This is a genomic window from Variovorax sp. LjRoot130, assembly GCF_964253755.1.
In the GTDB taxonomy this organism is placed as follows: Bacteria; Pseudomonadota; Gammaproteobacteria; order Burkholderiales; family Burkholderiaceae_C; genus Variovorax.
This window is the reverse complement of the sequence record NZ_CAXURM020000001.1, coordinates 138,863-163,921: the sequence shown is the minus strand read 5'-3', so window position 1 is coordinate 163,921 and position 25,059 is coordinate 138,863. Positions and strand designations below refer to the sequence as shown.

The following is a 25,059-nucleotide window of genomic DNA, read 5'->3' as shown; positions in this document are numbered from 1 at the left end:
ATCCGCGATGAACCCCGCCGCCTCCGCGCCTTCCTCGTTCGAATTCGGCAGCTGCCGGGTCTTGTTGCAGCGCCGTGAACTGCTGTGCGAAGGCCAGCCCGTGGCGCTGGGCGGCCGCGCCTTCGACATCCTGATCGCGCTCATCGAAGGGCGCGGTTCCGTGGTGACCAAGGACGAGCTGATGCGCCTGGCCTGGCCCGGCCGCATCGTCGAGGAGAACACCCTCGAGGCCCAGGTCTCCGCCTTGCGCCGCGCCCTGGGCGAAGACCGCAACCTGATTCGCACCATCGCCGGCCGCGGCTACCAGTTCGTCGGCGAGATCAGCGACGGCGCCAGGGTGGCCACCGCCGTGGCGAGCAACGGACATCTGCCGGTGAGCGTGACCCCCTTGATCGGCCGGGAAGCGGCGCTGCGGGAGATCGTCGAACTCGCCGCAGCCCATCGATTGATCACGCTGGTGGGCACCGGCGGCGTCGGCAAGACGCGCTTGGCGCTGGAAGCTGCCAGACGCCTGGCGCCGCTGTTCCCCGATGGCGTGTCGCTCGCGGAACTGGGGCCGCTCGGCGCGCCGGAGTTCGTGCCGGCCGCGGTGGCCCAGGCGCTCGGCTTTCCGCAAGGTGCGGGCACCCCTTCGCTGGACCGCATCGCCTCGGCGATCAGCACCCGCCGCATGCTGCTGGTGCTCGACAACTGCGAGCATCTGGTCGAGGCAGCCGCTCAGATCGTCGAGAAGCTCCTGCACGCGGGCGCGTTCGCGAGCGTCATCGCCACCAGCCGCGAAGCGCTGAAGGCCGACGGCGAATACGTCTACCGCGTCGCCTCGCTCGACGTGCCCGCCGAAGAGAACCAAAACGTCGCCGATGTGCTGCGGCACGGTGCGCTGCAGCTCTTCGATGCCCGCGCGAGCTCGGTGGCGGGCGCCGGCCGCAGCGAGGACCCGCGTGTCGTCGCGCTCAAGGCCCGCATCTGCCGTCAGCTGGACGGCATCCCGCTGGCCATCGAGCTCGCGGCGGCACGCGTGCGGGTGTTCGGCATCGAGGGCGTGGCCGAGCGCATCGACGACCGCTTCAACCTGCTGACCAACGGTGCCCGCACGGCATTGCCGCGGCAGAAGACGCTGCGCGCCACGCTCGACTGGAGCTACGAACTATTGTCGGTTCCGGAGCGCGAAGTGCTGGGCCGCCTGAGCGTCTTCGCCGGCCCCTTCTCGATCGACTCGGCGACGGCGGTGGCGTCGTCTGCGGAGATCCCGACCGACGCGGTGGTCGACTGCCTCGCGCAGCTGGTCGAGAAGTCGCTGGTGTCCGTCGACGGCGCCGCGGCCATGCAATACAGGCTGCTGGAAACGACGCAGGTCTATGCGCGCGAGAAGATGGCCGCGAGCGGCGTGCTGCGCGAGTACGCGCATCGCCATGCGCAATACCACTGCGAGCTGCTGACGCGCGCCGAGCTCGAATGGGAGAGGCGCCCCACCGTCGAATGGATCGCGGTCTACGGACGCCATCTCGAAGACCTGCGCGCAGCCATCAACTGGAGCTTTTCGCCGGAGGGCTCGCCCGCCCTCGGCGTCGCCTTGACCACCCGCGCGGTGCCGCTCTGGCTGCACCTCGCGCTGCTAGAGGAATGCCTGGCCCGGGTGGACGAGGCGATCACGCATCTGAACCGCGAACGCATCGTCGACGATCGCTCGCACATGAGGCTGTACGCCGCCAAGGGCGCGTCGCTGCTGTACCAGGGCGTCGGCCTGGAAACGGGCGCGGCCTTCCAGCGCGCGCTCGAATTCGCCGAGCGCCTGGGCGAGGCCGAGTACCAGTTGCGCGCGATCTGGGGCTTGTGGTGCGTCAGCTACCTGACGGGCAGGTACGAGGCATCGCTTTCGCTGGCCCGGCGCTTCTCGGAACTGTCGGCCCCCTTGCCCCACCAGGCCGACCGCCTGATCGGCGAGCGCATGGCCGGCATGTCGCTGCTCTGCCTCGGGCGACTGGCCGATGCCCGCGACGGGCTCGAACGCATGGTCGGGCGGTATGCCGCGCCGGTCTATCGATCGCACCTGATCCGCTTCATCTACGAGCAGAAGATGATTGCGCAGAACTCGCTCGCGCACACCCTCTGGCTCCAGGGCTTTGCGGACCAGGCGATGCGGGTCGTGCAGCAGGCGACGGAGGGTGCGCGCGCCATCGACCATCCGCCCTCGGTGTGCTACGTGCTGACCGAGGGCGTGTGCGCCATCGCCCTGCTCACGCGCGGCGTCGCGGCGCTGGCGGAGCCCGCGGCATCGGCGATAGACGCGACGCGGCGGCACGGCGTATCGACCTGGAAGGCGCGCGGCCGCATGTGGCGTGGCTTGCTGCTGCTGAGCCAAGGCGACACGGAGGCGTATGCGCGCGAACTCCGCCCGGCCTTCGACGAGATCGGGGAAGCGCTCTTCGTCCTGCACTACACGGGCTACGTTTCCGCCGCCTGCATGGAACTCGGCCTGCAGGGATGCGTAGCCGAAGCCTTCGAACTGATCGAGGCCGCCATCGGGCGCGCACGGCGGGTCGGCGATCGGTGCTCGGTGGCCGAGCTGTTGCGCGTGAAGGGCGAGCTGCTGGATCGCGAGCCCGCTTCGAAGGATTTGGCCGAAGCGCAGTTCATCGAGGCCGTCAAAGCGTCGCGACAACAGGAATCCCTGGCCTGGAAGCTGCGATGCGCGACGAGCCTTGCGCGGGCTTGGCTGCAACAGGGGCGTCGCGTGGAAGCATGCGAACTGCTGGCGCCCGTGTACGCACAGTTCACGGAGGGTTTCGACACGGCCGACCTGCAGCAGGCTCGCGCCCTGCTGGGATCGATCCGCTAGCCCTCGCCCGCGGGCACGAGCGTCCCGCCGATCGCCGCGTCGATGCCGCGATGAAAGCGCAGCACCCCGTGTTCGAGCCGACCTGCCTGCAAGCCCGCGTTGGCGCCGCTGTGCAGGCCGCGCTGGATCGCCACCGCCGTCGCGATGTCTTCCTTCTGAAAGACCGTCTCCTCGATCAGCCGGAAAGTCTTTTCCCAGTGCGGAATCCAGTCGTCGCCGGTGCGATCGGGAGGAATCAACATCGTGTGCATCCACCGCACTTCGCCGGCGGCCGGCGAGAACATGCCGATGAGGCTGACATAGTCCGGGTGCCAGATCAGGAAGGTGTTCGGGAACAGAAACTGCGTCGGCGTCGCAAGCTTGCACAGCGCATCGCGGTCGCGCGGCGTCTCGAATGCCTCGAAGGCTCTGCGCCGGGCGACCAGCGAGTCCTGATGCGGGCCGGCATCCAGGTTGACCGTGTACGCATCGGCGAAGAACGGATAGATGGTGTCACGATGCAGGACGCGGATGTGATATCCCTCGAGGAACGCGTCGACGGTGAGCTTCCAGTTCGCGGCATACACCCGATCGATCTTGCGGAACACCTTCATGTCCGCCAGCCCCAGCCATTGCAGGTGCTCTTCGAGCCCTTGCAGAAAGCCGGCGGCCGAGAACGCCGGGCCAGGCGTGCGCTTCACGAATATCAGCCCGCCGGCTTCGGCGCAGGGCAGTTCGACCAGATGGAGCGTGGCCGGGTCGATCCCGTCGAAAGTCTCCGCATGCAAGCGATGACGCAAGTGCCCGTCGAGCCCGTAGGTCCAGCCGTGATACGGACAAACCAGTGTCTTGCAACTTTTGGCCTTTGCGGGCTCCGGCCCTTCGGCTTGAACCAGCGCCATTCCGCGGTGCCTGCAGACATTGAAGAACGCGCGGACGCGATCGTCGCCGGATCGGGTCACCACCATCGGCACGCCGAGCACATCGAATGGCAGCGCCGATCCTGCAGGCACTTCCGAGCTGTGCGCCGCGACGATCGGCCACTGCGCGAAAAGAATGTCCTGCTCCTGCTGCCAATGGTGACGGTCGGTGTAATGGCCGACGGGCACCGTGCCCGTCTCGGTTCCCATCTCGCGCTCGCCGGTTGAACGGGCGTGATCGAGCCGGTGAATCAGATCGGCCAGCGTCGCAGGCGGCGGAGCAGAGGTCTGCTGTGTCATGGCGGGCGATCCCCAGTTTCGAGTTCGAAGGCGCCCTGAAAGCTTATGTGAGATGTACGCTCGGCGTGTTCGGTTTTCCCGCCCATGCGCGCGCGTCGCAATGGCACGTGCTTCCCCCTCGTGGCGCCCGCCCGGACGAGCGGCGTTGCGGCTCCACGGAAAGCAAGTGTTCAGCTTTGGAAGATGAAGTCTTCGGTGTCACCCCAGCAGACAGCACATGATCTTGACTGTTAAGCCTCGCCGCAAGCCTTCGCAGGCGCGGGCGTGGATGACCTCGCGCGCCATTCAGGATGCCTTCGTCCTTCTTCTGCTCGAGCGCGGGTACGAGAAGGTGTCGATGCGCCATATCGCGGCGGTCGCGGGCGTCGGCCTTGGCACCCTCTATCAGTACTTTCCGGGCAAGGATTCCATCGCCGCCGTCACCGTTCGCAGCCGGCTGCGCGGATTGGCCGCGCGCGTGGAAGAGGCCGGCGTCGCTTCGAGCCCGCGTACGCTGGAGCAGACGGTTCATGCCCTGGCGCAAGCGCTTGTCGGAACCTTGCTGGGCCAAGCTGCGGAATGGCGAGCCCTCTTTGTTCTGGAGCGGCGCATCTCCTCTTCCGAAACCTATCGCGAGCTCTACAGGCAGTTTGTTCATCTGCTTCGTGATGCTTTTGCGTCGGCATCGGACTGGCCTGCGGAGTTCGATCGCGAGCGCGTCGCCTTGAATGCGTTCTCCATCGTCGATGCCATGGCCAAGCACGCATTGCTCGTGCAAGAGTCCTGCCCCGACGCGGGCCAGGTCGTGGAAGACGTGGAATGTGCGGTCAACGGCTACTTCCTGCTGGAGAGAAGAAAGTGCGGAGCCGCGCGGACGCGCTAGCGTTGGCTTCGCCGCAGACGCCCATGGTTATCTCGACCTGACATCCTTGAGGCCACGCAAACTGCCGGTGATGAACCACACCTGCGGTGCGGCGGCTTTTTCGAGCAGGCACCGCATCCTTTTGCAGGACCGAAACGTCTTCCGAGTACCTGCGTATCCACGCCGGGGAGGCAACCATGAGGACCGAACTTTTCTATCTGCTGCTGACCGCCATCCTGACCGGCGTTCTCTGGATTCCCGTCGTCATCGGGTATGTGAGGTCGCGCGGGCCGCTGACGCCGGCCGCCTACAAGACGCCGCCGACGACACCGCTGCCCGACTGGGTCACCCGCGCCAACCGGACGCACCAGAACGCGGTCGAGAACCTGGCGCCCTTCGCGGCCGTGGTGCTGATCGCGCACGCCGCTGGCATATCCAGCGGGGTGACCGAGGTGTGCGCCGCGGTCTACTTCTATGCGCGCCTGGCGCATGCGGTGATCCACATCAGCGGCTTCGGGCGGCTCTTCGCGCGCACCGTGTTGTTCACGGTCGCCTGGTTGGCGTTCATCACCTTCGCAGTGGTGGTGCTGATGCGCGCGCTGTGAGGAGCGCATCCGCATGATGGCCTGTCCTGCTCCCTCCCCCTGGGAGAGGGCGGGGGTGAGGGCACGCAGCGCCTCCGCCCATGATCAGCTCGCTCCGCAGCAAGAGCCCCTCCCGCCGGCATCAGAAAACCGTCGCTAACATTTCGCAAGAATACTGGATGAATGTATGGGGTATCCATTTAGCTCCAGCGCCCAGAGATATATGGATGCCCATCCAGTAATCTACGCCACTTCCGCCGATTTGGGGATGCTGTCCACGACACCGCGATAGGTCAGTGGATCTGTGACGACGGCCTGCTCGAGCAGCCGGTAGAACAGCAGCCCTCGCGAGCGCGAGGCCCGGCGATTGAAGCGAAAGACGAATTCGTCGAGATAGGCGTCCAGGTGCGCCGGCTGCACGGCGCCCTGGTGCGTGCCCAGCACCCAGCGCTTGACCAGTGCGGCCACGCGGTGAACGCCGACCATGGAGACGTGCGCGGGAACGTCGGAGCCCAGATGGACAGTGCGCTGGTGCACATAGCCCAGATCCGCGAGATCGCGGTAGGCGGACGAGCCGTCGGTGCGCACCTGTGAGCCAGGCTCGATGTTGGCCAGCACGAAGGGGATGACCTGCTCGGTCGAGTCGTTCTGGATGCGCTCGAGCCGCAGCCGGCCGAAGCCCTTGGGCTCGTGCAGCTCCACGGCGATCACCACAAGTGTCTGGTGCGTCTGGCTTTTTCGACCCTTGCCTCGCCCGCGGGCGACAGGCTGCTCGCGATCGCTGAGGGCCAGATACGTCTCGTCGACCTCCACGATTCCGCTGAGCCGTTCGCGCTCGGGCCGCACCATCGCCCGGCGCAGGCGGTGCAGCATCGCCCAGGCCGTCTGGTAGCTGCCCAGGCCGAGCACGCGCTGCAGTCCGAGCGCGCTGACGCCATGCTTCTGGTTGGTGACGTACCAGGCGGCGGCCAGCCACACCCGCAGCGGCGTGCGGGTCTTTTCGAAGATGGTGCCCGCGGTCACCGTGCTCTGGGTCGAGCAGCTTCGGCACATCAGCCGTGCGCGGCTGGAGCGATAGGGCTCAGCGGCCACCCCGCAGCGCGGACACACGAAACCTTGCGGCCAGCGCAGCCGCTCCAGGTAGCCAAGACAGGCCTCTTCGGTGGCGAACCAGTCCAGAAACTGGTTCCAGTTGACCGGGTAGTCTTCTCCCGCCTTGGGGACTAATATATGGATGTCCATCCAGTGATGCTAGTCAAACTGGAGCTAAATGGATACCCCCTATGAATGTACAGTGGCATCCATGGACCGCGAAATCTGGATTGCCGGCTGTGCGCACCGGCTGCAACGACAGTGGCGCACCGTAGACCCCGAGCAGCTCGACGAGCTGGCGGCGGATTTGTGGAAGGACGAGAGGCTGCGCGCCCTCGCGCCCGACGATGCGGCCACGCTGTGGCTCGAGCCGCTGGCATCCGCGGATGGGCAGCATCCTGGTCGGCGCCGCCTCGGGGGCTGGGGTTGATTGGGCTGGCCGTCGGAGTCGGCGCCTCATCCGTGCGATATCTCACACATCGAGCGAAGCAAGACAAATGAATCCTTTGGTATTCATCTTGGCGCGCTCAGAATCAGGTCCCATCTCTTGCGAAGGCTTTGACGGCCATGGAGACTTCTCCCTCTTTCCGACGACTGCTGAGCCTTCTGGCGCAGATCGGCAGACGAGTCGCCGCGCGTTCAGCGAAATCTGCGTCAGGTCAGACGCTCGGTGTGCGTTCCGCCTACCGAGTACCGCCCGGGTCAGCTCCCATGAGGTCGGAGGCTCCCGCACGGTCCTTGGGTTCGCCGAAGCCTCGGGCGTCGGTGCCGCCGGCACCCGCGATCGCCACAGGCGTACGCGATCGGGCCAAGACGATGCGCTCGTTGGATGAGATGAGAGCCGATCTGGCGCGCCTTCGCGCGAGTTCCAGGGAGCGCCACGCGCCTGTTCCGATCAAGCGTCAAACCACCTTCGACGCCACCGTTTTCGCAAACTTCACCGAAGCCGCAACCACGGGGAACACGGATCCTCCTCAGGACTACTCCCAGGCGGTGTGTTTGCCTCGCAGTGCTTCCAAGTCGCAGTCGAGAAAGTAGATCGGTGGGGCACACGAGCTTCCAGCCGCTAAACCTCTAGAGCCATGTCAAGACGATTCAACACCCACAACCGCTTCGCTGCCGAACTCGACAGCGCCCCTTCCCGGCTGGAGGACCTGACCCTCCACCATCGGCTCGAGGAACGTGAGCAGCGCACTTCCGGCTGGCGGCGCAACATGGGCGTCGCCGCGCTTGTGGTTGTTGCGGTGCTCGTCGCGATGTTCATCGCGTGGTGAGGGGAAACGCTGCTGGTGCGAGACCGCACGCAGGAGCCTCCGCACCCCTTCATCAGCTTGGTGCTTAGCCACCTCCAGCAAGACCGCGAGCTCCTGCGCAATTGGCCGACGACGGCCAAGGGCGGAAACCTACAGGAGGAGCGCACGTAGACGAAGCCCCTGCATGCACCAGTGGCTCCAGTATCCAGCCTGGTCAACCAGATGGACATGACATGAGAGCTGATGCACTACCAAGCGCAACGAACGTCGATACGGCGCGCCGCAACGGCGTGGTTTGGACTGCGTTCATTGACGAATATGAACTCGCCTTGCGCTCGGTCGAGTGCGACTACCCCGTGCTCGATCCCGATTCCACCGAGTTCAAGGAGGACGTGATGCTCGGGGTCTACGAGGCCATGAAGGCTCTTGTGAAGCAAGGCACCCCGCCCGCTCTGGCAGTCAGGCTGGCTGCGGTCCAGCGCTTCGGCAATTGACGGATGCACTGGCGTTCGGCATAGCCACCCAAGCCGAATGCGAGTACCTTTCAGTCATGAGCACGAAGGCCGCACGTCGCGAGTACTTGGAGGCTGTCGCTGAATTTCAGCGAGCGCTTCAAGAGTTCTCTGTCGGCATGGGCCGCCTCGATCCGTCCCTGCCCAATCGCTCGCCACAGGACGGCGCGCAACCGGCGGTCATCACGGAGCTGCTTGGGCCCCGCAAGCCTGCTCAGCGCGCGCCGCGTGCTCAGCGGCTGATAGACGGCGCAAGGAAGGCGTGATCTCCCTCGATGGCGGGCGGTCTCAGGTGTAAAACGCGTCCTCCAGTTCGTCGAGCGCCTTGCGGGCAAGCCGAATGGCTTCGTCGATCTGTTCCAGCGTCAGCGGAGGACGCGCAGGTGCGGACTGAAGAGCGTCGTTCAACTGCTCGCACGCCGCTTCCCAGACGAGCAACCCGCGCCGGCGGGCAAGATCCGTTTTAGTCACTGCGTTTCTCCTGCGGCGAACCGCGAAGGCGAAGTGTGCGCCATGGAGAGCGAATGGACGCACGGAACTGTTCGCGCTGTCGATGCCCAGAACAGCGATAGGACGTGCGCCGCCCTCCGGAGCGGCGACACGGTCATGATCGGCGACTGCCAGGCGCGATTTATCGCCGATGAGGACTTTCACGAGATCGTGGCCGAAACGCGCCCGTCTCTCCCGGGACTCCGGGTGCTCCTGGTCGATTCAATGGCGAGCGAGCTGCTTACCCCCTGACCAGGGGGATCCTTGGGCCCAGTCCTCGCGCTTGCCAGTCCTCGGGTCCGTCTTGCGGGAATACAGGCGGTATTCGCCTGAGGCGAGTTTGCGAGACGCCGACCACCACAGGTTGACGCAAGCCAAGTCAACCGCAGCGCGTCGCCTTGCTCTCCGCCTTGTTGATAAGCCATGTCAGCAAGGTACCGGGCACGAGAAAGCCGAGGGTGACCAAGATGCCGTGCAGCAGATGAGCCAAAGGTTCGTTCAGCCCTGCGACGTGCTTCATAGGCGAAAGCCAGGGTGACAGATTCAGGAACAGGACAACGAGCACTATCGAGGGCCAGAGCAGGCTCACCCCGCGACGAGCGCTTGCGACCCATGCGTACGCGACCAGAGCTGCAGCAAACACACCCTCTAGAACCCAGGATGCAGTGCCCAGCTTGCCCCACAGCCCATAGCCCAAATGGGTCTCGGCGTGTGGGTACAGCGCCATATCGTTGTTGTGCACGGGCAAGTCCGCGAGGAAATGCGAAAGGGCCGCGACGAACGCCAAGGTCGCAACCCGCCTGTCTCGCAGGAAAAGCGCGCCCCAAATCGCTGACCAGAACAACGCGGCCAGCAATGAGTGGTCCCAATCTATGAACGTGAGGTCGAAGAAGAGGTACGGGCCGGCGAGCGGATTCGGCGTCACGCGATCCCAGCCCAGAACGATGAAGATGCCATCAAGAACGTCCAGGAAACCCGCGCCGAGCATGATTGGCAAGGCGGGTACTTTTGGATAGCGTGCTTTCAGCGCCATGCCGATGGCGAAATGTCCGACGTACATGAGAGGATGTTAGAGCTTGAACCGGCTGTTCGTCGTTGAACGCGGGTGACCGTCGGCATCAGGGCACTGACACGCAACGGCACCGGCTCAGCTCTGGCGACGGTCGCCACGGACGTGGCGCTCATCTCGACCAGCTCTTCCCATTCAGGAGCTGATGACCTGGGGGTCGCCGCTCGCACCTAGGTGCTGGCGCACCTGCTGCGCCATCGAGCCGAAGATCTTTCCTGCCAGACCGGGTTCATCGCTGCCGAAGACGATACGGCTGCAGCCGTAGTCGCGAGCGGCCATGGCAATCGTCTCGGCACTGCGCCCCACCAGCACGATGCTTGTGTAGCGGACCCCAGCCAGGTTGAGCAGGCTCTGTGCGTACTGCAGATCCTCGGCGCCTGCGTCCAGCTGCAGGTCGAGCAGCTCGCGTGTGCCGAAGAGCATCGCAACATGACCCGAGACCTTGGGCTGCACCCGCAGCAAGCGAACGGTCACCCGCTCGGTTCGGCTCATGCGCACGACCTGCTCGATGGCCGAGCGCGTACGAGCCGGTTCATTCGGGTCGATAGGTACCAGAATGCGCGTCATGCGGGCACCTTCAGACGGCGGGTTGCTTCTTGGTCGCTTGCAGTTGTTGTTCGCGGCGCTGTCCGCGGCGGGTGCTCAGCCACTTGCCGATCGCCACCACGAACATGGCACCGAGCGCCGGGACCACCGTGTGCAGCGCGTGTTGATTGGCGGCCAAGCCGACGATGGACGGATCTGTCATCGCCATTTCGCCGGCCACCCAACCGAGCAGGGCGGCGCCGAGCACGATGATGATCGGGAATCGATCCATCAGTTTCAGGATCAAGGTGCTGCCGAAAATGATCAGGGGAATGCTGATCACGAGACCGAACACAAGCAGTGGAACATTGCCCTTCGCTGCAGCAGCGACGCCGACGACGTTGTCCAGGCTCATGACCAGGTCGGCAACCACGATGGTTTTGATGGCCGCAGCCAGACCGGCGTGGCCTTCCATGCTCTTCCCCTCGTCCTCTTCTTGAAGCAAGCCAATGCCGATCCAGAGCAGCAGCGCTGCGCCGACCAGCTTGAGGTACGGCAGGGTCAGCAGATAGACGGCAAAGAAGGTCAGGACCACGCGCAACACGATGGCGCCGACGCTGCCGAACAGGATTGCCTTCTTTTGCTGGGCGGGCGGTAGCGAGCGGGAGGCCATCGCTATGACGACGGCGTTGTCCCCGCTCAGGACGATGTTGATCAGGATGATCTGCGACAGGGCGATCCAGAATTCGGCACTCGACAAAAGCGACACGGTGTCTCCTCGGTAAATGGTTCGGAACCACAGCGGTTCCGCCCTTTTCGAGCGTAGAGACCTGTCCTGTCACCTTTCTGCCGGCGCGCTGACAGCCGGTTGTCTGCGAGCTGTCAGTAAGCTTACAGAGCGCTGCTGCGCCGATCAGGCAGCGCGCAATGGGAAGAAGACGCTGAAGGTGTTGCCCACGCCGTCGGCGTCTTCCTCCAGCGTGATGCGCGCGCCGTGCAGCGTGGCGATCTCGCTGACGATGGCGAGACCGAGACCGCTGCCATCCTCCTGCGTGCCGAGGAGGCGGTGAAAGCGTTCGAAGATGCGGGCGCGCTCCTCGACAGGGATTCGGAGGCCATCGTCGCTGATGGCCAGGCGGCATTGGTCGTTTCCGATCTGGCCGGCCTGCACGGTCACCCGGCCGCCCGACTGGCTGTAGCGGATCGCGTTGTCGATCAGGTTATTGACCAGCTCACGCAAGCGGTCCCGGTCGGCGTCGATCATCAGCGGATGATCGGCACCTTCGAAGCCGAGGTCGATGTTTCGCTTGATCGCCTGCGGCACCCACTCCATGCTCACCTCCAGGGCGTGAGCATTCAGGTCCAGCGGCTGCAATTGCATGGAGTCGAGCGCACCGGGCTCGTTGCGGGCCAGCGAAAGCAGCTGGCGCACCAGCCTCGACAGCCGGTCGGCGCTGATATAGAGCTGCGCGAGCGAATGGCGCACCCGCTGCGGATCGTTCTCCCGTAGCGCCAGCTCGATCTGGGCCTTCAGGCCGCTGACCGGTGTCTTCAGCTGGTGAGCGGCGTCCGCCACGAAGCGGTTCTGGAAATCGAAGGTGCGCCCAAGGCGTGCCATCAACTCGTTGACGTCATCCACCAGCGGCCGCACCTCTCCCGGAACGTCGTGGGTGTCGATCGGGCTCAGGTCGAGGTGCGAGCGGTCTGATACGGCACGCCGCAGGCGCTGCAGCGGCTCGAGCCCACGCGAAACCCCGAACCAGACCACCGCTGTCGCCATGACGATCAGGAGCAGCTGCGGCAGCACCACATTGGCGACCATCTCCCAGGTGAAGCGCGCTCGCTTGTTGAGCGTTTCGGCCACCTGCACCAGAACCAGCGGAGGCCCGGCGTCCGGACCGATGGGCATCCACGCCACCATCATTCTCACCGGCTCCCCGCGCACCACATCGCCGTAGAAGTCCGGCTTGGCGGTCTTTTCAACGCGCGGTGGAGGCAATTGCGCATCGCCGCCCAAATTGGCTCCGTCCTCGCCGACAACGCGGTAGAAGAGCTGGTCTTCCTGATCCAGCAACAGGATGTTGGCCGCGACCTCCGAGAGCTCGAGCCGGGGACGTGTTCCGTCGAGCTTCACATGCAGCGCGATCTCGCGTCCGATCTCGTGCAGCGCGCGGTCGTAGGCGAGGTTGGAGAACCGCAGCGAGTTCCAGTAGGCGGCGGCGGTATCGAGCACCAGCAGTACGGCGAGCGGCCCGAGCAGCCAAGCCAGCAGCTTGCGCTGCAGCCGAGGCTCAGGCCTCCACATCGCTGCTGTCGATCAGGTAGCCCATGCCGCGCACGGTGCGGATCTCGCAACCGAGCGGCTCCAGCTTCTTGCGCAGCCTGTAGACGTTGACCTCGATCGCGTTGTCGCCGACCTCTTCGCCCCAGCCATAGAGATGGTTGACCATGTGCTCCTTGCTCACGACACGCCCCGCGCGCATCAGCAGCAGTTCCAGCAAGGCGAGTTCGCGCGGCGACAGATCCAACGGCCGCTTTTCGTGGAACACGCGGCGGCCCACGGTATCGAAGCGCAGCCGACCATGTTCGAGGTAGGGTGTGGACCGGGTACTGCGGCGCAGCAGCGCCCGCACGCGCGCTTCCAGCTCCGGCAGGTCGAACGGCTTGGCCAGGTAATCGTCGGCGCCCAGATCGAGCCCGCGGACACGGTCTGCGAGGGTGTCGAAGGCGGTGAGCATCAGCACGGGCGTCGTGGACTTGCGCCCCCGGAGGCGCTTCAGCACATCCAGTCCGCTCAGCCCCGGCAAGCCGATGTCCAGGATTGCCAGGTCATAGATGCCCAGGGCGAGGGCATGGTCGGCCTCCTCGCCGGTGGAGACGACGTCGACGGCATGGGCGGACTGCACCAGCGCGCGCGAAAGCGCATCCGCCAGCACCCGGTCATCCTCGACGAGCAATATCCGCATTGATTTCCTGACTGCGTGTCTCCTGGCTATGCTAACCGCAAGCCTCTTGCCCGCCAGGCCGTTTCCGGCTTCACAGGGCGCGCCATGCGTCGAGGCAGTGAGCGGCAAGTGCGGTGATCCAGAAGGGCTCATCCGGATCGAAGGCAAGTCCGAACCTGGGAGAGACGAGAAAGCCTGCCCTCTCGAACGCAGACGAATCCGCGGTGCGAATGAAGGATGCAAGCACGGTGAATGGCACCGACAGATTGCCGATGTTCACCACCGGCGCTTGCATGGTGATCTCTTCCAACCTGCCGCTGTCCTGAAAACGGTAGATGACCGATTCGTAGTCGAGCTCATGGAGTCCGACGCCGTTTCGGCTCGTTCTCGTGGGCTTGCCTCGCATCTTCACCACCTCTTCTCTTGAAGACGAGAACGGTGTTTGATCGACGCTGATGAACGGGTCGAGGTTCATTCGATCACCTGCGCGGCTGCGGCGTCAGCCCGATCAGCCGCGAGACACGCACAGCACCAAGAGCCCGAACACGGCCAGTGCGTGGGCTCCCGCGCGAGTCGACTCGACAAAGGGGTAGACGAGGATGCCGGCCAGCTGCACCAGCAGCAGGACTGCCGAGGGATGACGCCGGGTCTGAGCAGCGCTCGAAGGTAGTTCATGGGTGGTCCGTGGGCTGTTCAGAGCAGGGGCGCGAGCATCGGGCGATTTTCTACACTTGCCCAGCCGCTGGGCGAGGCATGTGACTTGCACAACTCGTTACGACGCGCGCGGGCCCAACGTATCAGCCCTTCATCTCGCCGACAGCCACTTCCCACACCCATGAGCGGCACATCCGCACATGGCGACATGCGACGCCTCGCCTACGGTTCACCCCGAACTGGCCGCAAGCCGGTTCGTTGTCAGTGACCATTCAATGAAAGGGACCGTCACACATGAAGATGCATAACCAACACCGTATCGCGCTCGGCGCATTGCTCGCGGGTCTTCTCGCCATGAGCGGATTCGCCCAGGCACAGTCCGTCGGCGTGGGCGTAGGCGTGGGTGCCGATGTCAACACATCGGGCAAAGCCAATGCAGCGCCCAAGCAAGGCACTACGGGTGCAGGCGCCAAGGCCGGCGCGCGCACCGATGCGGGCGCGCAGACGAAGGCTGGTAGCGCAGGCGCCGGAACGGCGACCGAAGCGGTCGGCAACGCGACGAGCGGCGCCGGCGGAACCATCGGCGGCGTGGTCGGGGGCGCCACGGGTGCGGTGGGTGGCGCGACCAATGCGGTCGGCGGCGCCACGAATGCCGTGGGTAGCACGGTCGATGGCGCGGCCGGAGCCGCGGGCTCGGCCGGCGATGCACTGAAGCCCAGTGGCGCCGGCGCCAAGGCCGGCGGCAAGGCTCAAGGGTCGGGCTCGCTCGGCGTCAGCAAGTAAGCAAGAGGTCGGTCGCAAAAGCCCGCAGCGCTCGCGCGTTGCGGGCTTTTTTTTGATTGAGAATCGCGCGACATATGAAGATCGAAATCGACGACCTCTCGCGCCCCGAAATCCATGCACTGCTCGATGAGCACCTGCAGAACATGTATGCGGTGTCGCCGCCCGAGAGCGTTCACGCGCTCGATATGGCCAAGCTTCGCCAGCCCGGGATCACCTTCTGGTCTGCTTGGAACGGCTCGCTCCTGCTGGGTTGCGGTGCCCTCAAGGAACTGGATCTGGAGCATGGCGAAATCAAGTCGATGCGCACGCCCAGCGCACTTCGCCGCCAAGGCGCCGGACGCGCGATCCTCGCCCACATCATCGAGGTCGCAAGGTCTCGCGGCTATCGGCGCCTGAGCCTCGAGACGGGCCCGCAGGAGGCCTTCGAGCCTGCCCACAGACTCTACGAGAGTTTCGGGTTCGCGCGCAGCGGGCCCTTCGGTGGCTATGCCGAAGACCCGTACAGCGTGTTCATGACGATGCGGCTGTAGCCATCGTCACGTCGCCACGCGCGCGTTCGCGAAGGTGCTCGATCACTGCGTCGGCAGCGCGACCGGCGCCATCGACATCGATGTAGTGCTGCCGCGTGCGCGCGGCGGCCGCCGCGTATGCCGGCTGGGTGACGATCTCGCGCACCGCCCGCGCAACCTTCGCTTCGTCCGCGCGTCGCGGGCCGATCGCGATGGCCATGCCCTGGCGCACGGCCAGGGCCACGTTGAGTTCCTGCTCAGGCTGCAGGGGAAAGCCGACAAAGGGAGTGCCGCCGGCCATTGCCGTCTGCACGCTGCCCTGGCCGCCCATGATCAGCGCCACCGCGACGCGCGGCATGATGCGATGGCTTGGCAGGATGCCTTCCACCAGGACGTCGGAGTTCTCCAGGTCGCGCAGTTCATGGATTGTTGCGCCAACGAGCACCCGCAGGCCCGCATCACGGACGCCGGACACGACACGTCGTATGTACGCCGGCGTGCTGGACGACAGGCAGACGTAGGCCGTGGATCGCGCATCGCCGAGGAAGGCTTCCACGCGCGCGGAAATGGGCAGGTCGAGCCGGGCATAGAGCGGGCCGACGTAGCGCAGCCTCGTGTCTACCCGGTAGGCCCCGTGACCATTCGGCCTCCATGCCGACATGTCGGCGTCGGAGATGCCGAGCACCTCGGGAACGTCGGTGACCAAGGTCAGATCGCCGAGCATCAGCGCGGCCAGGCTGGGCACAGGTTCGACGCCGAGTTCCGCCGCGATCTCGTTCAGGAATGCGACCGGCCCACGCATGCGCGGCGGCCCGAAATTGGCCATCAGCTTCTGCATCGGAGCCGGCAGCCAATCGAGCTGGGGAACCGGCGACTGCGATGGTGCGGGTGCAAGGCCCTGCTCGAACACCGGTGGAACATAGGACCCGCCATGCGAAGCGGCGAGCGGGATGCCGACCACCCGCGCCGAAAGGTAAGCCGTCAGCGTGAACCCGATCACGACCATGCTGGCCGCGTGCGCACGCAGGAACTCGACCTCGCTGCGCACGCCGGCGCGCACTTCGTCCGCCGGCTGGAGCCGGGCGCCGGGCTTGCCGAGCGTGACGATGCCGGCCAAATATTCCTCGCAGCGCCGGTCGTCCATTGCCGGTGCCAGCAGCGTGTAGGGCATGCCTGCCTCGTCGAGCACGCGCGTGTAGGGGCCGCCATGCGTGGCGACGACGATCTGTTCGCCGCGCTGCACAAGCGCGCGCGCAATGGCCAACATGCGCGAGGTCTCGGAGAGAAAGCCGCAATGGGGGAACAGCGCGATCATGGTGCCACCTCACTTCAGGAGTCGTCAGGCCGATCGAATATAGGTAATATATTCCCTATGGAGTTGCGCCGTCAAATTCTTAGCCTCGGACTCGAGGCCGATCGCGATGCCGAGCAGGCCGAGCGCGTCCTGCTGTTCCGGCTTCTGCTCGCCAACGGCATGGAGCTGCGCACGCGCATGGATCGGCAGCTTTCGGACAGCGGCCTCACGACCCAGCAGGCGATGGTGCTGCAGGTGCTGCAAGGTCAGGCCGAGGCGCCGACGCTCAAGCAACTGGCCTCAACGCTGGCAATGAGCCACCAGAACCTCAAGCAGATCGCCAACGTGCTCGAGCGCAAAGGCTTCCTCGAGATCACCACGGACGAGCAGGACGGCCGCGTGCGCCGCCTGCACCTCACGAAGCAGCACCATCGCTTCTGGAAGCGCCGGAACACGGACGACCACGCGGAGGTCGGGCAGTGGACAGCGGCGCTGTCGCTCGCCGAAGTTCGCGCCCTCGTGCGAGGGCTGGACAAGCTGCATCGCGCATTGATGCAATCGCGGGGTGAGCGATAGCCGGCGGCATCGCCCGATGGGCCGGACTCACAGCAGCTCGTTGAACGAGTAGAGCACGTTGTCCTTGCAGCGGTGCCACAGTCCGCGGCGCGCCCACGCGTCGGCCTGCAGCTCGATGCAGTCGCGCGTGTCGCGCTCGAAGATCTCTTCGAGCTGCGCGGCCAGCGCCTCGTCGCGCAGGCCGAGCGTGATCTCGTCGTTGGTCTCGAAGGAGCGGTCGTCGAAGTTGCTCGAACCGATGGCGCACCACGCGCCGTCGATGGTCATCACCTTCTGGTGTAGCAGGCACTTCTGGTATTCGAAGATGCGCACGCCGCCGGCCAGCAGCAAATGAAAGTTGCGGTGCGCGGCGTGCTGCACCATGGGCATGTCGGAGGCCTCGGTCGAAGGCACCATCACGCGCACGTCGACGCCGCGCTTCGCCGCTTCGCACAGCGCGTCGATGGCCTCGCGGTCCGGCAGGAAGTAGGGGTTCTGGATGCGGATGCGCTTGCGCGCGATGCACACCACCAGGTGGTGCAGGATCTTCACCGCCGGGGGCGAGCCTTCGGGCTTGAGGCTCGCGACATGCACCGCCACCTCGCCCACGCGCTCGAGCGGCGGGAACACCGCGTCGCCGACGAACAGCTCGCCGGTGTCTTCCACCCAGTTCTCGCTGAAGGCGGCCTGCACCGCATGCACGATGGGCCCGCGCAGGCGCACGCCGAGGTCGCGCACGTGCTCACGGTCTTGCCCGTCGCCGAGCCAGCCGTCGACGATGCAATGGCCGCCGACCAGCGCCACCTTGCCGTCGACCACCACCAGCTTGCGATGGTCGCGGTCGTTGAAGACGCCGATGTTGCGCACGTGGCGCGGGTGGTGCATCGCGAGCCGGCAGCCGGCCTCGCGCAGGCGGCGCGAGGCGCCCTCGCCCATCTTCTTTCCGCCATCGGCGTCGACCAGCACGCGCACCGGCACGCCGGCGCGGCGGCGTTCGACGAGCGCATCGACCAGGCGCGTGCCGAGAACGCCTTCTTTCCACAGGAAGGTCTCGAAGTGCACCGAGCAGGTGGCGGCGCGGATCTCTTCGAACATCGCGTCGAAGAAGGCGCCGTTCGCCAGCAGCTCGACCGCGTTGCCTTCGTAGATCGTGCCTTGCGTCAGACCGGACAGCGACGGCATCAGTTCGGTGATCGGCGCATCGCAGTCGATTACGAGGCGTGGATCGCGGTGCCGGCGGATCGACCAGATGACGAGCCCGAGCAGGACGACCAGGAGCGCCAGCACGAAGGCGAGTGCCGAGGGCCACGAGAGCGTTGCCAGGAAACCCTCGCTCATGTAGCCCTTTCGCAGAATGCCGGTGCGCGGGATCGTAAGCGCTGGACCGGCGCCAGGCCCTGGTCTTCGATCAGCGGTAGCCTGCTTCGTTGGCGTTGTGGATGATCCAGATCAGGTGGCCGCTGGAGAAATCGCCCATGCCGCCGCCGGCGAAGATGAGGCGGCCCTGGCCCTTGTAGGTCATCTCGAAGCGATGCCGGTCGGCGCCGAAATAGAAGGGGATCCAGGCCTTGCCCGTGATGTAGGCGCCCTGGTCGGTGGGCGGGCCCGCGAGGTCGGTCACCTGGCGCGCCGGCATGCCGATCTGCAACTTGCTGAACTTGCTGTTGGGCGCGGGGTTGCCGGTGATCTCGCCCTCGTAGTCGTTCAGGCCTTTCACGGTGCGGCCGCTGCCGGCCTCGACCTTGGATGAATCGACCACGTTGCCTTGCGCGTCCATGCCGGCCTTGGCGACGCCGCCGCTCGAACGGGCGGGTGCTGCCGGTTGCGGTGCGGGTGCCGCGGCAGGTGCCGGCGCTGCGGCCGGTGCCGCGGCAGTCCTGACGGGCTCTGGCGGTGCACAGCGTTCGAGGTCGACGATCTTCTGCTTGGCCTTGGTCACGAAGCGATAGCCGCTGACCTTGGTGCTGATCTCGCCGCCTGCGAAGCCGGGGGCGGCGGTCCTGCAGCGGAAGTAGATCGCATCCGTGTCATCGACCTCGTAGTGCCCGGCTGGCCCGCGGCCCTTGGCCTTGGCAAGGTTCAGCGCCACGGTCTTGCCGACCAGCTCCTGCCTGACGCGCTTCTCGTTGCCGTTGCCCAGCACGCCGGTGAGCTCGTCGTAGCTCATGCCCTCGGGCACCGGCGGTGCCGGAGGCGCGGCCGGTGCCGGTGCCGCCTGGGTTGCCGGCGCCGGAGCGGCGGCTTGAGAAGAGGTGCGGGACTGCGTCGAGCAGCCCGCGGCCAGCACCACGATCGCGGCCGTCATGGCCAGGGTGGAAAAAGGGATCCTCAAGGTCACGGTCGAAACTCCATTGTTGATATTGATGGCCGCGTCGAGCGGCTCGGCATTCTGGCCGACGATGGGAAATGCGTTAGCATCTTTTTCCCACCCCCCCTTCCCAGCCAACGCACCGCCAGCGGTGCGCAGCCAACAACCATCGTGATGGGACTCGCCGTCCCTGTTGTTCATGCTGCGCGCCCCGCTGAGACGTCTCTGGCTCAGGATTCACCGCTGGATCGGCCTCTCGCTCGGTCCGCTGCTCGCCCTCACCGCCTTGCTCGGCGCGATGCTGGTGGTGGCGCTGCCGCTCGACCGCTACGCCCATCCCGCCTTCTTCGTCGCACGCACGGCCGGTGACGCGGCGACAGCGGCGCTGCCGCTCGAGTCGCTGCGCCAGCGCCTCCTGGCCGAGTTCGGCCCGGACACCAACCTCACGCTGCGCCCGCCGCGCAAGCCCGGCGAAACGCTCTGGGTGATGGTGCGCGGCAAGTGGGAGGGCACGCTCTACCTCGACCCCGCGACCGGCGCAGAACAAGGACGGCGCGGCACGCACGAAGGTGCGTACAACCTGCTCTTCGAGCTGCACAGCAGCCTGCTCCTGGACGACGCCGGCAAGGGCATCCTGGCCTGCGCTGCGCTGGCCTATCTGTTCCTTCTGATCACCGGACTGGTGCTCTGGTGGCCGACGCGCTGGCCGCCCTCGTTGCGCATCACGCTCCATCGCGGCCTGCTGCGCGGGCTGTTCGACCTGCACCGCACCGGCGGCGCGGTGCTCGGGCTGCTGATCGCCGTCTCGGTAGCGACCGGCGCCTACATGGCCTGGCGGCCGCTGGGCAACTTCATCTCCACCGCGATCGGGCAGCAGCCCGTAAAGCCGCCCGTGGTGCCCAAGGGGACGCCAGCCGGGTCGCGGTTTTCGCTCGACGAACTCGTGGCCCGTGCGCAGCAAGAGTTTCCGGGCCAGCCGATCGGCTACATGCACGTACCCGCCAAGGCCGACCGTCCGTTGCGCGTGCGCTTCCGGCTTGCCGACGATCCGCATCCGAACGGCATCAGCTCGGTCTGGCTGCATCCGCGAACGGGCGAGGTGCTGGCGGTGCGCCGATGGCAGGAGCTCGACGCCGGCAACGGCGCGGTGGCGGTGATCTATCCGCTGCACACCGGCGTGCTCGGCGGGCCGGTGCACGAAGCCGTCACTGCCCTGCTCGGCCTCGCGCTCGGCGGCCTCGGCCTGAGCGGCGTCTGGCTCTGGTGGCGCCGGCGCGCCGTGGCCGGCGCCGCCCGCAGCAGCGCACTTTCCAGCCGCACGACGTCCTGAGCCAGGCCGTCCTGCTCGTCTAATTTTTTATTCGAAGGAGAAGCCTTGTCCCCCCAAAAAACCCGCGTGGCCATCGCCATCGCGCTGCTTCAGATCAGCCTGCAAGCCCTTGCTGCCGAAGCCGATGCGTCGCCCGGCGCGCAGCTGGAAACGGTCACCGTCACCGGCGACTGGCTCGGCAGCCCCAGCGAAACCAAGGTGCTCGAACATCCCGGCGCACGCACCATCATCGAACGCAAGCAGATCGAGGAAAGCGGCTCCACCAGCGTGCGCGACGTGCTGCGCCAGATCCCCGGTGTGCAGGTGCAGGAGAGCAACGGCACCGGCGGCAGCGACATCTCGCTCAATGTCGGGGTGCGCGGGCTGACGTCCCGGCTGTCGCCGCGTTCCACCATCCTGCTGGACGGCGTGCCGCTGGCGTATGCGCCGTACGGCCAGCCGCAGCTGTCGCTGGCACCGCTGTCGCTCGGCAGCCTCGAGGCGGTCGACGTGGTGCGGGGCGCGGGCTCGGTGCGCTATGGCCCGCAGAACGTCGGCGGGATCATCAACTTCGTGACGCGTTCGATTCCCCGGCAGTTCACTGCCGACGCGAGCATCGGCGTCGAGAGCGCGAGCCACGGCGGCGGCGTCAAGACGACGCCGAGCCTGTTCGTCGGCGGCACCAACGAGCAGGGGCTCGGCCTGGCACTCCTGTATTCCGGAACGCACGGTGACGGTTATCGCAGCAGCAACGACAGCACCAGGATCGACGACGTGATGCTGAAGGGTGCCTACCGTTTCTCCAAATACGACGACATCGCGCTGTCGCTGCATCACTTCGAGGGCAGCGGGCGCATGCCGGGCGGGTTGACCACGGCGCAGTACGCCGCGAACCCCTTCCAGTCCGACCGCCCCTTCGACGAATTCACCGGGCGCCGGACCGACGGCTCGATCAAGTACACGCACAACGACGGCATCAACAAGTTCGAGCTGCTCAGCTACTACACCGACTCCTTCCGCGGCAGCCACATCGAGCAGGACGGCACCGGCGCCAGCGCCGGCCTGCGCCGCCTCACCGCGGCCCCGCGCAACTACAACACCTTCGCGGTCGAGCCCCGCTACTCGCGGCTCTTCGATTCCGGCAGCGTGGTCCAGGAAGTCAGCGTCGGCTACCGCTACCTGAAGGAGTCGAGTTCGGAAGTGGCGACGCGCAGCGCGTTCTACCGGCCGCGTCCGGGTTTCGATGCCTACACGCTGGCCTCGCCGACTTACCAGACCAGCGCGGGCGGCACGACCGCGCATGCGTTCTACATCGACGACCGGATCGACTTCGGCAACTGGACCGTCACGCCCGGCGTGCGCTACGAAGCCATCCGCACGCACAACGACGTGGTGAACCTCACCGGCAGCAGGATCACCAGCACCCTGTTTCCGAAGATCGACTCCAACGAGGTGCTGCCCACGCTGTCGGTGATGTACCGCATGAACGAACGCTGGTCGCTGTTCGCGAACGCGGGCGTGTCCTTCGGACCGCAGCAGTACGCGCAGCTCGCTCAGGCCACGGAGGGCCTGCACCCCGAAAAAGCCAACACCTACGAGATCGGCACCCACTACAAGGGCGAAGCCTGGAGCTCCGAGCTGACGCTGTTCAACATCGACTTCGACAAGGAACTGCAGCTGGCCCGCTCGATCGTGGGCGAAGGCACGTGGACCGACCTGGGCGCGACACGGCATCGCGGCCTGGAAGCGGCGATGCGCTACGAGCTCGGGGCGCTGAACGCCGCGCTCAAGGGCTTCTCGGTCTATGCGACCTACACCTACACGCAGGCCATTTCCAAGGCCGGCGTCTTCGCCGGGCGCGACCTGCCCTTCTACTCGCGCCAGGTGGCATCGCTCGGCGCGCGCTACCAGCGCGGTCCCTGGATCTTGAATGCGGACGTGTTCGCGCAGTCCAAACAGCGCTCGCCCGGATCGCCCGACGCGGGCGCCCAGTACGTCACGCTGGAAGATGCGAGCGGGCGGCTCGGTGACATTCCCGGCTACGCGACCGTGAACCTGCGCGCGGGCTACGACTTCGGTCCGCAGCGGAGCAACCTGAAGCTGGCCGTCGGCGTGAAGAACCTGTTCGACCGCCGCTACTACACGCGCTCGGTCGACAACAACGGCGGCAAATACGTCGGCCAGCCGCGCACACTGTACGTCCAGGCCTCAGTGGCGTTCTGAGCTCAATCGAGCGCCCGGGATCCTTCGACGCAGGCCTTCGCCCGCCCGAAGGACCAGCCGAGGTTGATGCCCGCGGCCGCCAGCAGGATGGCGGCCACGCCGAACATCTGCACCGGATGCAGCAGATTGTCGAAGGCCACGAAGTCGACGACGATCGCGACGATGGGGTAGACGAAGGACAGTGCGCCCGTCACGTGCGTCGGCAGTTTCTGTATCGCGCCGTAGAGCAGCACAAACACGAGGCCGGTGTACACGGCACCCATGATGAGGAAGTTGCCCCACGCCTGGCTGTCGGTGGGGAGCTCCGACCAGTGGGCGAAGGGCGCCAGCATGAGGATGCCGACGCAGACCTGGATGAGCGCGATCAGGTGCGGCGGCGTGCCGGTGAGCTTCTTGGTGATGATGGCGGCCAGCGCATAGAAGAAGGCCGCGCCGAGCGCCAACAGAATGCCGGTGAGATAGCCGGCGCCAGCGTAGTCCGCATCGGACTTGGCCTGCACGATGAGCAGCACGCCGATGAAGGCCAGGCCGAGCCACATGAACTTGTTCGCGGTCAGCCGCTCGGAGAACAGCAACGCGCCCAGCAGGACCAGCATGAAAGGCTGGGTGTTGTAGACCGCCGTGGCGATGGAGATGGAGGCGCGCGAGAACGAGGCGAAGATCAGCACCCAGTTGAGCACGATGGCCGCGCCGCCCAGCGCGGCCCAGCCGATGAGCCGAAGCGGGAGCTTGCCGCGCAGCATGCCCATGGCCGCGCAGACGATCAGGAGCGTCGCGGCGCCGAAGACGCAGCGCCAGAACAGCAAGTCGATGATCGGCAAACCCGATTGCACGACGAACCATCCGATGGTTCCGGAAATCACCATGGCGGCGGTCATCTCGACCGTGCCGCGCGTCCTGTTTTTCATGCCAGCCCGTTCAAACTCAAGCGGCCGAGAATGCCATGAGATGCCGGCCTTGTGCGGATGAAGTTCTCTATCCCGCAGCCTGCGGCAGGCAAAACGAATACTTCCATTTTCAAGTTTTGATGAGGAGCTGATTCGATGCGTTCATTCCGTTGGCCGGCCCTGGCGCTGGCGCTGCTGTCCGGCCTGGCGCAGGCCTCCGTCGGCCTGGGCGAAATCCCCGCCACGGCCGACGACGGCCCGGTCACGCTGTACTACCCGTCGGGCGACGAGGCCCGGGCGGTCCAGCGCGGGCGCTTCACGCTGACGCTGGCGCCGCAGGGTATGCCGGCGCGCGGGAATGGCCGGCTGGTGGTGATCTCGCATGGCTCGGGCGGCTCGCCCTGGGTGCATGCGGACCTGGCGCGCAGCCTGGTGGAAGCCGGCTTCGTCGTCGCCATGCCCGAGCACCGGGCCGACAACTACAGGGACGACAGCGACCCCGGCCCCGACAGCTGGACGATGCGGCCGGCCGAGGTGTCGCGGGCCATCGACGCGGTCGGGCGCGACGCGCGCTTCGCGCCGCTGCTGAAGCTGGACAAGGTCGGCGTCTACGGCATGTCGGCCGGCGGCCACACGGCCTTGAGCATGGCCGGCGGACGCTGGTCGCCGGCGGGCTTCAAGCAGCATTGCGAGGCGCACCTGGTGGAGGACTTCCAGTCCTGCGCCGGCCTGATCACCCGGCTGACCGGCGGCATCTTCGACGGCGTGAAAAAGTGGGCCGCCCTGTCCGTGATCCGCCATCGCTTCGACGATGCCGCGCCGCGTTCCCACACCGATGCGCGCGTGGCCGCCGTGGTGGCCGGCGTGCCCTCCTCCGCCGACTTCGACATGGCATCGCTGGCCGTGCCGCGCGTGCCGCTGGGGCTGATCACCGCGCAGCAAGACCGCTGGCTGGTGCCGCGCTTCCACAGCGACCGGGTGCTTGAGGCCTGCATGCCGCGCTGCGAACACATCGCCGACCTGCCCACCGGCGGCCACGGCGCGCTGCTGTCGCCGCCGCCGCCGGGGCTCACCGGCCTTGTCGGCGAGATGCTCAACGACCCACCGGGCTTCGATCGCAGCGCGATGCCGGAGGTGGACCGCAAGACCACCGCCTTCTTCAGCCGGCACCTGCTGCCTTGATCCGCAC

At 66.3% G+C, this 25,059-nt stretch carries 25 protein-coding genes; 12 read left to right on the top strand and 13 right to left on the bottom strand.

Translation table 11 applies throughout. The annotated features are described in order from the left end of the window. Window positions 1-7: 7 nt before the first annotated feature. Entirely contained in the window at window positions 8-2,839 is a 2,832-nt protein-coding gene (locus ACSQ86_RS00870) for an ATP-binding protein (RefSeq protein ID WP_436308314.1), read from the top strand. On the opposite strand, the gene ACSQ86_RS00865 is transcribed toward ACSQ86_RS00870, so the two are convergent. Beyond that, window positions 2,836-4,038 carry an aromatic ring-hydroxylating oxygenase subunit alpha gene (locus ACSQ86_RS00865; RefSeq protein ID WP_436308313.1) on the bottom strand — a complete coding sequence of 401 codons (1,203 nt, stop codon included), beginning with the start codon at window positions 4,036-4,038 and terminating at the stop codon, window positions 2,836-2,838. The two genes, ACSQ86_RS00870 and ACSQ86_RS00865, sit on opposite strands and share 4 nt — an antisense overlap. 217 nt (window positions 4,039-4,255) lie before the next feature. Here ACSQ86_RS00865 and ACSQ86_RS00860 point away from each other — a divergent pair, with 217 nt between their 5' ends. Together ACSQ86_RS00860 and ACSQ86_RS00855 are read left to right on the top strand one after the other, a co-directional pair. Further along, complete coding sequence (locus tag ACSQ86_RS00860) at window positions 4,256-4,900, top strand: TetR/AcrR family transcriptional regulator (RefSeq protein ID WP_436302350.1); 645 nt, start codon at window positions 4,256-4,258, stop codon at window positions 4,898-4,900. A 176-nt stretch (window positions 4,901-5,076) separates the two neighbouring features. After that, window positions 5,077-5,484 (top strand): MAPEG family protein, encoded by a 408-nt coding sequence (locus ACSQ86_RS00855; protein WP_436292269.1) that lies wholly within the window; start codon window positions 5,077-5,079, stop codon window positions 5,482-5,484. A gap of 222 nt (window positions 5,485-5,706) precedes the next feature. Here the strand turns inward: ACSQ86_RS00855 and ACSQ86_RS00850 are convergent, their stop codons facing one another. Then, window positions 5,707-6,705, bottom strand: coding sequence for an IS1595 family transposase (locus ACSQ86_RS00850; protein WP_436308312.1), 999 nt, complete (start codon window positions 6,703-6,705; stop codon window positions 5,707-5,709). 28 nt (window positions 6,706-6,733) lie between these two features. On the opposite strand from ACSQ86_RS00850, the gene ACSQ86_RS00845 reads away from it, so the two are divergent. The 3 genes from ACSQ86_RS00845 to ACSQ86_RS00835 all read left to right on the top strand — a co-directional run bounded on the left by ACSQ86_RS00845 (window position 6,734) and on the right by ACSQ86_RS00835 (window position 8,302). Beyond that, entirely contained in the window at window positions 6,734-6,985 is a 252-nt protein-coding gene (locus ACSQ86_RS00845) for a hypothetical protein (protein WP_436308311.1), read from the top strand. Window positions 6,986-7,637: 652 nt separating this feature from the next. After that, the gene (locus ACSQ86_RS00840; RefSeq protein WP_436302348.1) at window positions 7,638-7,829 is read left to right on the top strand and encodes a hypothetical protein; all 192 of its coding nucleotides are present in this window, start codon (window positions 7,638-7,640) and stop codon (window positions 7,827-7,829) included. Window positions 7,830-8,041: 212 nt separating this feature from the next. Beyond that, window positions 8,042-8,302: a hypothetical protein gene (locus ACSQ86_RS00835; RefSeq protein ID WP_139191654.1), complete on the top strand. Its 261-nt coding sequence runs from the start codon at window positions 8,042-8,044 to the stop codon at window positions 8,300-8,302. Between the two features lie 306 nt (window positions 8,303-8,608). Here the strand turns inward: ACSQ86_RS00835 and ACSQ86_RS00830 are convergent, their stop codons facing one another. From ACSQ86_RS00830 to ACSQ86_RS00800, 7 genes are all read right to left on the bottom strand, one after another. Beyond that, the gene (locus ACSQ86_RS00830) at window positions 8,609-8,974 is read right to left on the bottom strand and encodes a hypothetical protein (RefSeq protein WP_436302347.1); all 366 of its coding nucleotides are present in this window, start codon (window positions 8,972-8,974) and stop codon (window positions 8,609-8,611) included. Between the two features lie 214 nt (window positions 8,975-9,188). Continuing rightward, on the bottom strand, window positions 9,189-9,869 hold the full coding sequence (locus ACSQ86_RS00825; RefSeq protein WP_436308310.1) for a hypothetical protein: 681 nt from the start codon (window positions 9,867-9,869) through the stop codon (window positions 9,189-9,191). Window positions 9,870-10,013: 144 nt separating this feature from the next. Then, a complete protein-coding gene (locus ACSQ86_RS00820) occupies window positions 10,014-10,445 on the bottom strand; it encodes a universal stress protein (protein WP_093104525.1) in 432 nt (143 codons plus the stop codon). Between the two features lie 10 nt (window positions 10,446-10,455). Next, window positions 10,456-11,172 carry a TerC family protein gene (locus tag ACSQ86_RS00815; RefSeq protein WP_093104527.1) on the bottom strand — a complete coding sequence of 239 codons (717 nt, stop codon included), beginning with the start codon at window positions 11,170-11,172 and terminating at the stop codon, window positions 10,456-10,458. A gap of 144 nt (window positions 11,173-11,316) precedes the next feature. Further along, window positions 11,317-12,708: a sensor histidine kinase gene (locus ACSQ86_RS00810; protein ID WP_436308309.1), complete on the bottom strand. Its 1,392-nt coding sequence runs from the start codon at window positions 12,706-12,708 to the stop codon at window positions 11,317-11,319. After that, window positions 12,695-13,369: a response regulator transcription factor gene (locus tag ACSQ86_RS00805; protein ID WP_093104530.1), complete on the bottom strand. Its 675-nt coding sequence runs from the start codon at window positions 13,367-13,369 to the stop codon at window positions 12,695-12,697. Before ACSQ86_RS00805 ends, ACSQ86_RS00810 begins: the two co-directional genes overlap by 14 nt. A gap of 70 nt (window positions 13,370-13,439) precedes the next feature. Further along, window positions 13,440-13,823, bottom strand: a complete 384-nt coding sequence (locus ACSQ86_RS00800) for a hypothetical protein (RefSeq protein ID WP_436302343.1) — start codon at window positions 13,821-13,823, stop codon at window positions 13,440-13,442. Between the two features lie 473 nt (window positions 13,824-14,296). Between ACSQ86_RS00800 and ACSQ86_RS00795 the strand changes: the two genes are divergently transcribed. Continuing rightward, window positions 14,297-14,785, top strand: a complete 489-nt coding sequence (locus ACSQ86_RS00795) for an adhesin (protein WP_436302342.1) — start codon at window positions 14,297-14,299, stop codon at window positions 14,783-14,785. Window positions 14,786-14,859: 74 nt separating this feature from the next. Further along, window positions 14,860-15,315: a GNAT family N-acetyltransferase gene (locus ACSQ86_RS00790; protein WP_436302341.1), complete on the top strand. Its 456-nt coding sequence runs from the start codon at window positions 14,860-14,862 to the stop codon at window positions 15,313-15,315. Here ACSQ86_RS00790 and ACSQ86_RS00785 read toward each other — a convergent pair. Then, a complete protein-coding gene (locus ACSQ86_RS00785; RefSeq protein WP_436308308.1) occupies window positions 15,296-16,609 on the bottom strand; it encodes a nucleotide disphospho-sugar-binding domain-containing protein in 1,314 nt (437 codons plus the stop codon). The genes ACSQ86_RS00790 and ACSQ86_RS00785 overlap by 20 nt on opposite strands. Between ACSQ86_RS00785 and ACSQ86_RS00780 the strand changes: the two genes are divergently transcribed. Next, entirely contained in the window at window positions 16,589-17,164 is a 576-nt protein-coding gene (locus ACSQ86_RS00780; RefSeq protein ID WP_436308307.1) for a MarR family winged helix-turn-helix transcriptional regulator, read from the top strand. The two genes, ACSQ86_RS00785 and ACSQ86_RS00780, sit on opposite strands and share 21 nt — an antisense overlap. A gap of 27 nt (window positions 17,165-17,191) precedes the next feature. On the opposite strand, the gene ACSQ86_RS00775 is transcribed toward ACSQ86_RS00780, so the two are convergent. Both ACSQ86_RS00775 and ACSQ86_RS00770 read right to left on the bottom strand, forming a co-directional pair. Then, window positions 17,192-18,481, bottom strand: a complete 1,290-nt coding sequence (locus tag ACSQ86_RS00775; protein WP_436302338.1) for a phospholipase D-like domain-containing protein — start codon at window positions 18,479-18,481, stop codon at window positions 17,192-17,194. Window positions 18,482-18,551: 70 nt separating this feature from the next. After that, window positions 18,552-19,481 carry a hypothetical protein gene (locus ACSQ86_RS00770; RefSeq protein WP_436308306.1) on the bottom strand — a complete coding sequence of 310 codons (930 nt, stop codon included), beginning with the start codon at window positions 19,479-19,481 and terminating at the stop codon, window positions 18,552-18,554. Between the two features lie 169 nt (window positions 19,482-19,650). Here ACSQ86_RS00770 and ACSQ86_RS00765 point away from each other — a divergent pair, with 169 nt between their 5' ends. Continuing rightward, window positions 19,651-20,781, top strand: a complete 1,131-nt coding sequence (locus tag ACSQ86_RS00765; RefSeq protein ID WP_436302336.1) for a PepSY-associated TM helix domain-containing protein — start codon at window positions 19,651-19,653, stop codon at window positions 20,779-20,781. Between the two features lie 45 nt (window positions 20,782-20,826). Further along, a complete protein-coding gene (locus tag ACSQ86_RS00760) occupies window positions 20,827-22,983 on the top strand; it encodes a TonB-dependent receptor family protein (RefSeq protein ID WP_436302335.1) in 2,157 nt (718 codons plus the stop codon). A gap of 2 nt (window positions 22,984-22,985) precedes the next feature. Here ACSQ86_RS00760 and ACSQ86_RS00755 read toward each other — a convergent pair whose 3' ends face one another. Next, the gene (locus ACSQ86_RS00755; protein WP_436302334.1) at window positions 22,986-23,891 is read right to left on the bottom strand and encodes a DMT family transporter; all 906 of its coding nucleotides are present in this window, start codon (window positions 23,889-23,891) and stop codon (window positions 22,986-22,988) included. Between the two features lie 135 nt (window positions 23,892-24,026). Here ACSQ86_RS00755 and ACSQ86_RS00750 point away from each other — a divergent pair, with 135 nt between their 5' ends. Then, on the top strand, window positions 24,027-25,052 hold the full coding sequence (locus ACSQ86_RS00750; protein ID WP_436302333.1) for an alpha/beta hydrolase family protein: 1,026 nt from the start codon (window positions 24,027-24,029) through the stop codon (window positions 25,050-25,052). The last annotated feature ends 7 nt before the right edge of the window (window positions 25,053-25,059 follow it).